The organism is Kushneria sp. Sum13, assembly GCF_052692355.1.
In genome coordinates this window covers 725,434-738,879 of sequence record NZ_CP199847.1, presented here as the reverse complement: position 1 = coordinate 738,879, position 13,446 = coordinate 725,434, and the positions used below count along the sequence as shown (strand labels likewise).

The window sequence follows — 13,446 nt, the reverse complement described above, 5'->3', positions numbered from 1 at the left end:
TATTTGAAAATACACCATGCCCCCGAATACAAAACGGGCGCCCTGTGATCATGGCGCCCGCCCTGGCGAACTGATCAGACCGCTATAACTGACTTTCTTATGATCACCAGACCTTATACCGCCTCATTCAGAACCTTTTTCTCACCGCTGTTTGCAGCTAAAAGAGACTCGCGATATCCCGGCTGATGTTCAGGTGCCAGGATCGCCAGCAGTTGGTCGTCAGCACCTGCATAAATGCGACGAAAACGTAGATAGCCACCGCCGAGCAGATAGGACTCCCGCCCACCAACCGTCATTTCAGGAATACGACCTGTTTTTTCATAATATTCGGCTCGTTTTATTTCAACATCCGTCAAACGGTTACTCATCTGACTTGTTTCAAAACCACTCATTGCAATATTGGAGCTCATATAACGAGGCGGTGCTGCAGCTACCATATTGTTTTTACGCTTGACCAGTGTTTTCAGATAGGTGATAGCTTCATCCCTGTCAGCAAATTCGCCCAAAGGCCTGAAACCCGCAATGGAATCGTGTACATAACGATCCATCATGACGACGACAGCTTCAGACGGACGTGAAAAGCACGGCTCCAGATCAATGATCCTGAGCCAATCGTTGATAACCGAGGGATCTGCTCCCGGAACTCTTGACTGTGATTTCAGAGCCCAGCCCGGGCCCATTTGCATGAAATCAGCAAGGCTTATTTCCGTTTTAGGCGCGCTTTCAAGGCTTTCCAACCCATCAATTTCTTTGAACTCCTTCTCCCTATATTTTTTAAATTCATCGTATCTTTCAAGCTCTTCTTCAAACCCTTCGTAGGCACTTTTCAGCTCATTTCTCTCGAAATCCGACGCACGCTGATAACTTTCCAAAACCTCAATGCCGCCATGGTGATGATTATCAAATCTCCACTCAATGGTTTTTTCCCAGTGCTCACGGACAACCTTACCCGTTTCACCGGATTTCACATTGCACAGAGAAATATACGCATTGAAGTCTTCTATCGTTTTCAACGTGATTTCGAAAGCATCATCTTTTACTTCAGGAGCGGCCTGCTCAAGCTTTAAAGGTACTCCTGATAGCCTTGCCTGACGGTACATTTCGGCCAGTGGAATACGGGACAGCAAGTCCTTGCCCAGAGGGTCAACGCCCTTCCCCTGACAACCGGGCACATATCCTCCACCGATATCGGAATGTACGCCCGGATACACGATCTCTTCGCCATTGGCAGGAATGGAGTGGTCGTTGTAGATGGAATCCAGCGGGAAGGAACGACGGTTTTCATGCGCCGCGACCAGGTGCAGGCAGCGCCCTGCGCGTGAGTCGATACTCAGGGTTCTTTCTGCATCGGCCCATGAAAAGTGACCGCTGGCAAAGGAAATCAGGCTGGGAATGCCCACCGAGGCCACGGTGTCAAACAGCCCCAGAAAATCGAACGTGACTCTGAAGCCGCCCAGCGTCAGTCCCGAGTTACCGGTCATGCGGGCATCCAGCTCGCAGAGCTGAATCAGCCAGTTGGTAAACACCCGTGCCAGAGCAGAGCCGCGTGAAAATCCGAAGGTCGAGATATAGATGTTTTTGACAATGCCTGGATCCTTGTTCTGCGGAAGCCCTGCGTTGTCCTTGTCAGGCATATGTGGTGCGATGGCTTGGTGTAGGGTAGAGAGCCAGGTATGCAGAAAGGTGTATTCTACGTGCCGGGTATGGCTGCTTAATGAAGCGCTACCCAGCTGCGCCATTTTCCCAAAGCCCTCGGCCTGCTGATGGCTAATCAAGGATTTGCCGGTAAAATATCGATACACTGTATTGATGGCCTGTGCCAGTGCCCAGGTGATTCGGACCTGTCCTAGTCGTCCGGTGCCACCGCCCAGCTTGGCATCCCAGAACCCTTCTCCGGAATCATCAACCTGTTCAAAACGCGTGCCGATGCCCGGAAGATAAATTCGGAAGTAATTATCATAATCGGCAACATTGGTCTGCCAATCGGTCTCCGGCGGCAGAACGCCGGGCACACTCAACCCTGGAAATGCACCATAGAGGCGTGCCACGTTGGACTGGCTGTTATCGCCTCGCTCCAGACTGTCTGCGAAATTATTGCCGGTACCATCGAAGAAAAAACCCAGGAAGAGATTGGTATCGCAAGGTGCAAGAGGATTATCGTTATTTTCCCTTTTCTCGTATTTTCCTTGTATATCGTTTTGTTCTGCAACACTGAAGAATACGCCTCTATCTGAAGGATTAACGAAGGTGCTTTCTAGAAGACTTGCAACCCTAGCGCTCATTTAAGCAACTCCCTCAGTTCATCGTTTTCTTTCTTTATATTTTTAATATGGCGTTTGTAATCTTCTATTTGGTCAGGAGTTCCTTCTTGATCCTTAATGCCTTGCTCAAAACTTCGAATAACCCCTTCATTCGACTCGATTTTCTCTAATATCAATTTATTCCGATACTCATCCGAAGGCACAGGCCACCCCTTGATGTCGCCCGGCCAATCTTCATGATTCGGATCGACATCGCTGACCACTACCTTGTACTGATCCTCGGGCAACATCTCGACCCAGAGCGTGGCGTTGTCGGCATTGTCATAGCGCGGCACGTCAACTCTAATATAGTCATTCACCGTGCCATTCTTCTTGCGCTCGGCAAATTCGCGAGAGCGACCTTCGGAAGTGGTACTTTTGAGGCCTCTTCGAATAACCAGTTCCACCTGCAGCCCTTCATGCCACTCTTTCGGCAGGTTGTAACAGCACATGACGCCACCGGCACTGTAGGGGCCCAACGGTTCGCCCCCTGCACTGCTTTTCTCTGCACCTGGTTCTCGGACAGCGTATCCTCCAAATGATTGGTCCGTGTAGTTCACGCCACTGACTCCGACGCCGACACGGTGTCTATCACTGCTTTCACTACAGGCCGCAAGCGGTAATAGCGTCAGCAGCAGTGCTATCAGAGGTCTAAAGGTCATGCGATCTTTCCTTTTCCGTCGTTTTGCACGTATTCGTAAATAATCAGGACAGCAGGCCATCGGCCTGGGCCGCTGCTCGGCAACACTGCATCTGATCGGCGTAGCCCGTCACGGGTGCCTCGGTATTGGCAAGCGCCTGCTCGATCCATCGATAACGGCTGGAGGGTTTTTCGAAGGCGTTATAAAGCCAGGCTTCCTCCCGCCGGATAATGTCCATCAGGGCGTCGATGGTGTTCATGTTCAGCAGCTCTGCAGTTTGCTGATCATCAAACGTTACTCGCCCGGGTGGGTCTATCGCGTATTCCGGCAGGGGCACGTTTTGCCAGTGTGTTTCCCGATCCACGTAGTGCCAGGCCAGCGCCGGCCCCATTAGCGCTGCGTGCTGCTGCTCGTTCAGCATTGCGATGAGCTGGGGAAGCCTGCGGGTATCGCTCAGGCGCAGCACAAATCGCATCTCCTGCACCGTCACCACCTGAAAGGCGGACAGCCGCTCAATTACTGCACTCATCGGCTCGGGAGTAACGATCAGGCTGAGCATGGGCATGCCATCTGTCAGCTTGAAAAGCTCGATCAGGACATCTCGTGGCAGATCGCGCGGCATCACCAGGATGGGAGAAACAGCCAGCACTCTGTCACTGGCATTGGGTGCATTGGCATACAGGGCATACCAGTGTTTCTGTGCCACATGGGTGTGCAAAAAGGGCAGCAAGGCGTTCTTGTTGAAAGCGGCATCGATCAGGAAATACAGGTTCGCCTCGGGATGCTGCCGAGACAGCTGATCGGTCCATGCCAGCGTCTCTTCTGTCCAGTCCTGCGGGTATGGGTCTATCAGCCACATGCTATTTCTCCTGTCAGGAAACACTGACCAGCGGCGAACCGGATGACAGATTTTTCAAAAGACACTCCACGCAAATGCCTTCAGGCATCTCAGGGAAAGTGCGCGTCATCTCCGCTCCCCCGGTAAAACTCTTGCTCGCACCCTTGATATCCACCTTCCCCGGCGCGTGAATCTCGATATTGCCGCCCTTGAGCCGCACATAGGCGCCGCCGCTGACGAGCAGAATTTCCTCGGCGGCGGCGAGGTCGATCTTCTGATCGCTGGAGGTGACGTTGAGATCGCGCCGGGCGGTGGCTTCCAGATTGTCGGACTGGGCCTGAATGTCGATTTTGCCGCGGGCGGCGAAGAGTTTGATGCCGGCCTTTTGCACAAAAAACGAGAGCTTTTCGGAGACCGAGGCAATCAGGCTGCGCCCGGCGGCAAGCGTCACGTCCTCACCGCTGGCCAACCCAAGCGAGCGCCCCTGAACCAGATGAGTCGATTCCGGCGTGCTCAGGGTAATACCCGCCGATGCGGCGGCGTGCAGCCAGGGGGCCTTGAGACCGGGGCTCTGGCCGCGCCCGCCGCTGTCGACCGCGCCGAGGGCACTGCTCTGATCGCCCCCGGCCATTTCACTGTTGCCGTAGGGGGCCTGGGTGTCGTCTCCGGCCTTTTTAAGCGATGTATTGCTTGCCAGCGGCTCGGCGTTATGGCCGGCGGCGCTCTGACTCAGGGACTCGGCCATCTCGTGGGCGGTGCTGAGCTGCTGAAAGGCCGGTCGCAGGTCGAGCTGATCACCGCTGGCACCAAGCTGGCCCCAGCTGGAGAGATACAGCCCTTCGTTGGCGCGGATGGCGCCATAGGCGTCGGTGCGCAGCTCAAAGCCGGTGCCGCGGAAGGCACCCCGGTGATTGCCGTTCTGGTGGATCAGGTAGCCGAGGTTGAGCTGGCTTTTCGAGTGCTCGGAGTTGAGCCGCACCCGCTCCTGATCGGTGGCGTCATCAAACACCAGTTCGTTGTATTTGCTGCCGCGATAGGTCTTGCTTTTGATGCCGGAGAGCAGGCCATTGCTGTGCCAGTCGGGGGTCTGTTCGCCGTTGTAGATGCGCCCGGTGATCAGGGGCCGGTCGGCGTCGCCTTCGAGGAAGTCGACCAGCACTTCCTGGCCGATGCGGGGCACGAACACCCCGCCCCAGCCGCCGCCGGCGTTGGGCTGGGCCACTCGCAGCCAGACGCCGGACTGTTCGTTACGTTGCCCCGTACGGTCCCAGTGAAACTGGACACGGACCCGGTTGAGGTGATCGGTATGGATCTCCTCGCCTTCCGGCCCCACCACGGTGGCGGTCTGCGGACCGCCGATCACCGGGCGGCGATGGGTCAGTGCGGTGCGATAGGGCTGGCTGCGGCGCTGGGCCTCGATGTCGACCAGGAAGTGGCCGGTGCCGGCACTGCGGTAGTTGTCGAGCAGGTCACTGCCCTGCTCGACCTGATCCTCATCGAGCCCGTGGGCGCGGCGGGCGGCGTCCATCTCGGCCTGCAGGCTGCCGGGCAGACGCTTCAGATGCGCCGAGACCGGCAGGGCGTTTTCGGCATGCGTGGTAATGCCCAGCAGCAGGAACTGCCGTTCGGCTTCACCGCCGGTGTCGTGCAGCGGGTGCTGGGTGAGTTCGAACCAGTGGCCGGCCTGCAGCTGTCGCGCACCACCGGCACCGTGAAAGCGTTTGGCCAGCGATTCATGGGCCTCGAGCCGGTTCTCGGTCAGGCGCTCGCCGCGATCATGGCCGTGGTAGTAGTATTCCCCAGCGTAGTCGTAGACCTCGGTGGCCGGCAGGTTGCCCTGATCATCGAGAGTGTCCAGCCCGGTGCGCTTGGTGAGGGCGGGCTGCTTGTAGTCAAAGGTGCCGACGCTCACCCGGGTGGGCTGGGCGCGGCGCACGCCACCCCACTGGTTCAGGGCGTCCTCGGTCTCGGTGGCGGCCTGGCAGTGGAAGCGGATCGCCTGCGGGCTGACCGGCGGGCAGGTGTCGACGTCATCGGTGATGACCAGCCGGTGGCCGTCGAAGGCGGCGCTGCTGTCGTCGCCCTTGCCCTGTTCACTGCCATCAGGATTGCTGACGCCGTCCCCGGCATGCTCGAAATAGTAGAAAAGGCCTTCTTCCTCACACAACCGGCTGATGAAGTTGAAGTCGCTCTCGCGGTACTGGACGCAGTAGCTGCGCGGCGGGTACTCGCGGCGCAGGTCGAAGCGGTAGCCGCCACGGGCGATGGCGTGGCCGTCAAACACTTCAGTGAGGATGTCGACCGCGCTGCGATCCTGAAAGAGGCGGCTGTCGCGGCCCAGTTTGAGCATCGCAAGCCACGGCACCAGAGTGAGCTGGTAATAGTAGACGCCACCGTCCTCGCCCAGCAGCGCGGCCTCCTCGACCAGCGCATGGCGGGTACGAGTGCTGCCGTCGGCCTGCAAAAAGCTCAGCTTTGCCGGCTGGGCCATCAGCGACTTGAGTTCGATATCGCCCTGCTGGGCCATGCAGTCGAGGCGATAGCGAAACGGCGCGCTGACGCGCTCCTCGCCCACTAATCGATGCGGCAGCAGTGCCGCACCGGCCAGTTCCAGACGCAGCAGACGCTGCGACTGCGACAGTGTTATGCCGAACTGTTCCAGTACACTATCCAGTAGCGAATCTGACATTTTCCTGCGCTCTGCCGCCTTATAATTAATCTACTAATTTAACACATACCACATGGAAGATTGCATGGAACCATGTCACCGGACATGCCAGTGCCTTGTACGACATGGCGTTCCCTTTACCCATCTACCAATAACGTTCTGCAAGGCTTTAGAGAAGCTGTTTCGCGTCCTGGAAAAACAAAAACGGGCGCCCTGTGATCAGGACGCCCGTAGCGTTTCGGCTCAGCGAAGCGCCTAGATACTGAGGCGGCTGTCTTCGAGCTTTGAAATCACCAGCTTCGAGCGGCGCTCGATTTCCTCGAGCATGCCAGCGCACTCGTCAGACATGCCGCTGTCACGGATCTCGGCCAGCGCCAGCAGCGCCTTGAGCTGGCTGCAGGTGTCCAGCGCCTTTTTCTGATCACCATCGTTGTTACCCATGACATGATCTTCCAGTTCACGCATATGGTTATTGGCCTGATCCAGAATATTGCGTTCCAGCCTGATCATGTTCTCTACCCTTGTCCGTTCATTGCAGTGTATCGCGAGGGCGCCACTGTATAGATTTGACGGCGCACATACCACCGACGCAGGCGCGATCAGGGGCAAAAAAAGGGCGTCGGCACAATGGCCGACGCCCCCTGATCTGCCCGGTCGTGATCAGACCTGCAGGTAGTCCAGAATGCCTTCGGCGGCCTGGCGACCTTCAAAGACGGCAGTCACCACCAGATCCGAACCGCGCACCATATCGCCGCCGGCAAAGATCTTCTCGTTGCCGGTCTGGTAGGCAAAGCGCTTCATTTCCATGTCCCCCTGCTCGGGCGCCAGCACGCGACCGCGGTCGTCGATCTCGACGCGATGATCGCTGTACCAATCTACCTCGTGGGGCTGGAAGCCAAACGCCACGACCACCGCCTCGCACTCGATGATCTCTTCGGAATCCGGGACCACCTCGGCACGCTGGCGTCCGTTCTCGTCCGGGTCGCCCATGCGGGTCCGCACGACCTTGATGCCCTCGACCCGGCCGTCTTCACCCACCACCGCAATCGGCTGGCGATTGAAGAGAAACTCGACGCCCTCTTCGCGAGCATTTTTCACCTCGCGACGCGAGCCGGGCATATTGGCCTCATCGCGACGATAGACGCAGGTCACCTCGTCGGCGCCCTGGCGCAGGGCCGTACGGTTGCAGTCCATCGCCGTATCGCCGCCACCGAGCACCACGACACGCTTGCCCTTGAGCGAGACGAAGTCGGGGCCGGTGTTGGCAAACCCCAGATTGTGGCTCACGTTGCCGATCAGGTAGTCCAGCGCCTTGTAGACACCGTCGAGCTGCTCGCCGGGGAAGCCCCCTTCCATGTACTTGTAGGTGCCCATGCCCATGAAGACGGCATCAAACTCCGACAGCAGCTCGGTGATCGCGACATCGGTGCCGATGTTCACGCCCAGGCGAAACTCGACGCCCATCTCCTCGAATACCTTGCGACGGCGCTGCATGACGTTCTTTTCGAGCTTGAATTCCGGGATGCCGAAGGTCAGAAGTCCGCCGATTTCCGGATAGCGGTCATAGACCACCGGCCTGACGCCGTTGCGCACCAGTACATCGGCGCAGCCCAGCCCCGCCGGGCCTGCTCCGATCACCGCCACACGCTTGTCGGTCCATTCAACGCCTGACATATCCGGACGCCAGCCCATCGCAAAGGCCGTATCGGTGATGTATTTCTCGATCGAGCCGATCGTCACCGCACCGAAGCCATCGTTGAGTGTGCAGTCGCCTTCACACAGACGATCCTGCGGGCAGACGCGCCCGCACACTTCCGGCAGCGAGTTGGTGCGATGGGAAAGCTCGGCGGCTTCCAGAATATTCCCCTCGGTGACCAGCTTTAGCCAGTTGGGGATGTAGTTGTGCACCGGGCACTTCCACTCGCAGTACGGATTGCCGCAGTGCAGGCAGCGATGGGCCTGGCTTGCGGCGTCGCGCGGGCGATACTCTTCATAGATCTCGCCGAACTCCTGCACGCGCAGGTGCGCTTCCTTCTTCTTCGGGTCCTGGCGACCCACATCAATAAACTGAAAATCGTTGGAGAGCTGTTCTGCCATTTGAATTCACTCCTCACTCGGGCCGGCGGCGGGATTCGGCCAGAAGGCTTCCAAGGCTTGCGGCCTTGGGCTTCACCAGCCAGAAATAGCGGACAAATTCGGTGAAATCCTCAAGGATCTCCTGACCCCAGGCGGACCCGGTTTCAGAGACATAGGCCTCAAGCGTTTCACGCAGATAGCGCCGATAGGCTTCCATGTACTCGGTATTGACGCGCTGAATCTCGACCAGCTCGTGGTTGTAGCTGTCCACGAACTCGCGATCCAGATCGAGTACAAAGGCAAAGCCCCCGGTCATGCCTGCCCCGAAATTAAGCCCGGTCCTGCCCAGCACCGTGACGACACCGCCGGTCATGTATTCACAGCAGTGATCACCGGCACCCTCGATAACTGCAAAGGCGCCCGAGTTACGTACCGCAAAGCGCTCGCCGGCCGTGCCCGCGGCATACAGCGTGCCGCCGGTCGCGCCATACAGACAGGTGTTGCCGATGATCGCCGTGTGACGACTCTCGAAACGACTGTCCTTCGGCGGGGTGATGATCAGCTTGCCGCCATTCATGCCCTTGCCGACATAGTCGTTGGCGTCGCCTTCGAGATACATGTTGAGCCCGCGGGCGTTCCACACGCCAAAGCTCTGACCAGCCACGCCCTTGAGGCGCAGCGTGATCGGCGTCTCTTCAAGGCCTGCCTCACCGTAGCGCTTGGCAATGGCGCCCGAGAGCGTCGCACCGATCGAGCGATCGCAATTGGTGGTGGTGAGATGGAACTCACCGCCACTCTGATCCTCGAGCGCCTCGCGCGTCAGATCCATGATCTCGAGATTCTTCTCGCCACCATCGTGGGGCACGTTGCGCTCGACCTGACAGAACTGCGGCGCATCGTCGGGCACGAAGTCGTTATGCAACAGCGATTCGAATTCGAGCGCGCGCTGGGAGCGGGTCTCGCCCTCGATCTTCTCGAGCAGATCCACCCGCCCAATGAGATCGGTCAGCTGACGAACGCCCAGCATGGCCATCAGTTCGCGCACCTCCTCGGCAATGAAGCGGAAGTAGTTCTTGACCATATCCACCGTGCCGCGGAAATGCTCATCACGCAGGCCCTGGTGCTGGGTGGCGACACCGGTGGCACAGTTGTTGAGGTGGCAGATACGCAGGTACTTGCACCCCAGCGCCACCATCGGCGCGGTGCCAAAGCCGAAGCTCTCGGCGCCCAGAATCGCCGCCTTGATGACGTCCAGACCGGTCTTGAGGCCGCCATCGGTCTGCAGTCGAATCCGCCCGCGCATGCCGTTGATGCGCAGGGCCTGATGCACCTCGGGCAGCCCCAGCTCCCAGGGCGAGCCGGCATGCTTGATCGAGGTCAGCGGGCTTGCCGCCGTGCCGCCGTCATAACCCGACACCGTGATCAGATCGGCGTAGGCCTTGGCCACACCGGTGGCGATGGTGCCGATACCGGGCTCGGACACCAGCTTGACCGACACCTGACCGGCCGGATTGACCTGCTTCAGATCAAAGATCAGCTGGGCCAGATCCTCGATCGAGTAGATGTCGTGGTGCGGCGGCGGCGAGATCAGCGTCACCCCGGGAACGGCGTAGCGAAGCTTGGCAATCAGCGCGTTGACCTTGCCCCCCGGCAGCTGACCACCCTCGCCGGGCTTGGCGCCCTGGGCGACCTTGATCTGCATGACCTCGGCGTTGACCAGATAGGCCGGCGTTACCCCAAAGCGCCCTGAGGCGATCTGCTTGATCTTGGACGAGCGAATCGTGCCGTAACGCGCCGGGTCTTCACCGCCTTCCCCGGAGTTGGAGCGCCCACCCGCCTCGTTCATGGCCTGAGCCAGCGACTCGTGCGCCTCGGGCGAGAGCGCGCCAAGCGACATGCCGGCACTGTCAAAGCGCGGCAACAGCTTTTCAATCGGCTCGACTTCGCTCAGAGCAATCGGCTCGGCGCCGGCCTTGAGCCTGAGCATGTCGCGGATGGTCGCTACCGGACGCTCATTGACCAGTGCCGCGAACACCTTCCATTTTTCGAAGCTGTTTTCCTGCACGGCTTCCTGAAGCTTTTTGACCACATCCGGGTTGTAGGCGTGGTACTCGTGGCCGTGCACGTAGCGATAGATGCCGCCCTGTCGGATCGGCTTGCGCGCCGTCCAGGCATCCCGGGCCAACAGCTCCTGCTGAAGCTGCAGCTCGGCAAAGCCGGTGCCTTCAATGCGCGAGGCCATGCCGTGGAAGCAAAGGTCCATGATCTCGGAAGACAGCCCCACCGCCTCGAACTGCTGCGAGCCACGGTAGGAGGCAATGTGCGAGATCCCCATCTTGGAGAGGATCTTGAACAGGCCCTTTTGCAGACCGCGACGATAGTTCTCGCGTCCGTCTGCCGGGTTGCCGGTCAGCTCGCCGGTGCGGTACATGTCCGCCATGGTCTGATAGGCCAGCCACGGATAAACCGCCGTAGCGCCGACACCGAAAAGCACCGCCATTTGATGAGCGTCACGGGCATAGCCGGTTTCGACCACCAGATTGACGCGCGGACGCAGGGCCAGACGACCCAGATGCTGGTGCACGGCGCCGACGGCCAGTGCCGGATGGATCGGCAGCTGCCCCTTTTGAAGGCCGTTGTCGGACAGCACCAGCACCACGCAGCCGGCACGCGCGCACTCTTCGGCCCGCTGACGCAGATGCACGAGGGCCTCTTTCAGACTCATCGACTCGCCGTCATACATCATCGGCAGGCGACAGCTGGCAAAGACCGGATCGTCGTGTTCGGTCAGCGCCGTGAACTTGCGCGGTGACAGCACCGGCGTGGTCAGAATCAGGCGATGAGCGTGATCGGGTGTGGCCTCAAAGACGCTGCGCTCGGCGCCCAGGCAGGTTTCCAGCGACATGACGATCGCTTCACGCAGCGGGTCGATCGGCGGATTGGTGACCTGGGCAAACTTCTGACGGAAAAAGTCGCTCAGAAGTCGCGGCTGGCGTGACAGAACGGCCATGGGCGTGTCATCCCCCATCGAGCCGACCGCTTCCTGGCCGGTTTCGGCCAGCGGCCGCAGCACCTGATCGCGCTCCTCGTTGGTCACGAGGAACATTTTCTCCATCGCCAGCAGCTGCCCTTCATCCACGGTCTGGAACTCGGCCAGCTCGGTCAGCGCCGATTCCAGATAGTGGGCGTTTTCCTTGAGCCAGCGCTTGTAGGGATAGGCACGCTTGAGCTTGTCATCGACATCGCGGGTATGCAGCACCTCACCGGTATGGGTATCCACCGACAGAATCTGCCCCGGACCCACACGGCCCTTGGCCACGACCGATCCGCTGGGGTAGTTCCATACGCCGATTTCCGAGGCGAGCGTGATATAGCCGTTGTCGGTGATCACCCAGCGGGCCGGGCGCAGACCGTTACGATCCAGCATGCACACGGCGTGGCGACCGTCGGTCAGCACGATACCGGCCGGGCCGTCCCATGCTTCCATGTGCATGGAGTTGTATTCGTAAAAGGCGCGCAGCTCGCTGTCCATGGTTTCGACGTTCTGCCATGCCGGCGGCACCATCAGACGCACGGCGCGATAAAGCTCCATGCCCCCGGTCAGCAGAAGCTCGAGCATGTTGTCCATGCTGGACGAGTCGGAACCCGTGGTATTGACGACCTCCTCGAGCCCTTCGATGTCTTTCAGCCGCTCGGTCGCAAAGTTCTCCTTGCGCGAGTTGGCCCAGCTGCGGTTGGCCTCGATGGTGTTGATTTCACCGTTGTGGGCCAGAAAGCGAAACGGCTGGGCCAGCGGCCAGCGCGGTGCCGTATTGGTCGAAAAGCGCTGGTGGAAGACGCAAATCGAGGTCTCCATGCGCTCATCGCCCAGGTCCTGATAGAAGGTCGGCAGATCTGCCGGCATCATCAGGCCCTTGTAGGAGACCACCTTTGAAGAGAGCGAGCAGACGTAAAACTCTTCTTCGCTCTTGAGCTTTTGCTCGGCAAACCGGCGCGCCATATAAAGATCGACGTTGAAGTCGAGATCGCCGTCGCGCCCTGCGGCCGGCGATACAAACATCTGGCGAATGCGCGGCATGCACGACTGCGCCAGCGGTCCGCAGACACTGTCGTCTACCGGCACATCGCGCCAGCCGTGAAAGGTCAGGCCGCGGGCGGCGAGTTCTTCCTCGACGACGCCCCGCGCCTTCATTTCACGGTCGTCGTCGTCGGGGAAGAACACCACGCCCACGGCGAAATTGTCGCCCAGCTCTGCCTGCAGCGACGTCCGGGCAATGTCGCGCATGAACCCTGCCGGCATCCCCAGCAGCAGCCCACAGCCGTCACCGGTCTTGCCATCGGCGTTGATGCCGCCACGGTGCGTCATGCAGGTCAGGGATTCGATGGCAGTGGCCAGCAGGTCGTGGCTTGACTGCCCTTCCATGTGAGCGATCAGGCCGAAACCGCAGTTGTCTCGGAACTCGTCGGGCCGATGAAGACCTCTTGTCATGAACATGCCTCTCCGTAAACGCTAAAAAGCGAAGCATCAAGAAATTGACACGGTTGTAATGGGTCTAAAAGAAGGATACTCTGCCCGGTTATTTTTATTTCAGACAGCGCCTCTTGAGCGCCCGAGGTGGGAAAAGAGCTGCTTCGAGCATACGATAGACGGCCCCTGAGGCAAACCCCCTGCCGCCGTCGAAAGTTTGAAAAAAACGGCTCAATTTCCAAGGGTTACGTGACACTTTCATCAAAAAAGGCTTTCTTCTCAAGACGTTAGACTTGCACCCCGATGGCGCCTGACTGCGTCATGCGCCCTATAAAAGTGCGCGCCATCCCATGCCATTTGTGCATAACCCATGCCTTTTTTGGTTTTCACCTTCGCATCAGAAATCTCTCGGATGGATCGCAAAAGGCCCGGAAAACGATTTCCGGGCCCGAGCC

General features: G+C 59.1%; 7 protein-coding genes. All 7 read right to left on the bottom strand.

Features of this window, described 5'->3' with window-relative positions; all coding sequences use genetic code 11:
* Positions 1 to 113 precede the first annotated feature (113 nt).
* Entirely contained in the window at positions 114 to 2,282 is a 2,169-nt protein-coding gene (locus ACUN8C_RS03500) for a T6SS phospholipase effector Tle1-like catalytic domain-containing protein (protein ID WP_445620918.1), read from the bottom strand.
* Positions 2,279 to 2,962, bottom strand: a complete 684-nt coding sequence (locus ACUN8C_RS03495) for a DUF3304 domain-containing protein (RefSeq protein WP_445620917.1) — start codon at positions 2,960 to 2,962, stop codon at positions 2,279 to 2,281. The genes ACUN8C_RS03500 and ACUN8C_RS03495 overlap by 4 nt, the downstream gene beginning before the upstream one ends.
* Before the next feature lie 43 nt (positions 2,963 to 3,005).
* Positions 3,006 to 3,800 (bottom strand): DUF4123 domain-containing protein, encoded by a 795-nt coding sequence (locus ACUN8C_RS03490; RefSeq protein ID WP_445620916.1) that lies wholly within the window; start codon positions 3,798 to 3,800, stop codon positions 3,006 to 3,008.
* A 13-nt stretch (positions 3,801 to 3,813) separates the two neighbouring features.
* The gene (locus ACUN8C_RS03485; RefSeq protein ID WP_445620915.1) at positions 3,814 to 6,468 is read right to left on the bottom strand and encodes a type VI secretion system Vgr family protein; all 2,655 of its coding nucleotides are present in this window, start codon (positions 6,466 to 6,468) and stop codon (positions 3,814 to 3,816) included.
* A gap of 234 nt (positions 6,469 to 6,702) precedes the next feature.
* Positions 6,703 to 6,957 carry a hypothetical protein gene (locus ACUN8C_RS03480; RefSeq protein WP_445620914.1) on the bottom strand — a complete coding sequence of 85 codons (255 nt, stop codon included), beginning with the start codon at positions 6,955 to 6,957 and terminating at the stop codon, positions 6,703 to 6,705.
* 150 nt (positions 6,958 to 7,107) lie between these two features.
* On the bottom strand, positions 7,108 to 8,544 hold the full coding sequence (locus ACUN8C_RS03475) for an FAD-dependent oxidoreductase (protein WP_445620913.1): 1,437 nt from the start codon (positions 8,542 to 8,544) through the stop codon (positions 7,108 to 7,110).
* 13 nt (positions 8,545 to 8,557) lie between these two features.
* Complete coding sequence (gltB, locus tag ACUN8C_RS03470) at positions 8,558 to 13,012, bottom strand: glutamate synthase large subunit (protein WP_445620912.1); 4,455 nt, start codon at positions 13,010 to 13,012, stop codon at positions 8,558 to 8,560.
* Between the last annotated feature and the right edge of the window lie 434 nt (positions 13,013 to 13,446).

Coding starts and splice junctions, on each gene's coding strand:
- ACUN8C_RS03475 (WP_445620913.1), bottom strand. CDS start 8,544: ATGGCAGAACAGCTCTCCAACGATTTTCAGTTTATTGATGTGGGTCGC.
- ACUN8C_RS03495 (WP_445620917.1), bottom strand. CDS start 2,962: ATGACCTTTAGACCTCTGATAGCACTGCTGCTGACGCTATTACCGCTT.
- ACUN8C_RS03485 (WP_445620915.1), bottom strand. CDS start 6,468: ATGTCAGATTCGCTACTGGATAGTGTACTGGAACAGTTCGGCATAACA.
- ACUN8C_RS03490 (WP_445620916.1), bottom strand. CDS start 3,800: ATGTGGCTGATAGACCCATACCCGCAGGACTGGACAGAAGAGACGCTG.
- ACUN8C_RS03500 (WP_445620918.1), bottom strand. CDS start 2,282: ATGAGCGCTAGGGTTGCAAGTCTTCTAGAAAGCACCTTCGTTAATCCT.
- gltB (WP_445620912.1), bottom strand. CDS start 13,012: ATGACAAGAGGTCTTCATCGGCCCGACGAGTTCCGAGACAACTGCGGT.
- ACUN8C_RS03480 (WP_445620914.1), bottom strand. CDS start 6,957: ATGATCAGGCTGGAACGCAATATTCTGGATCAGGCCAATAACCATATG.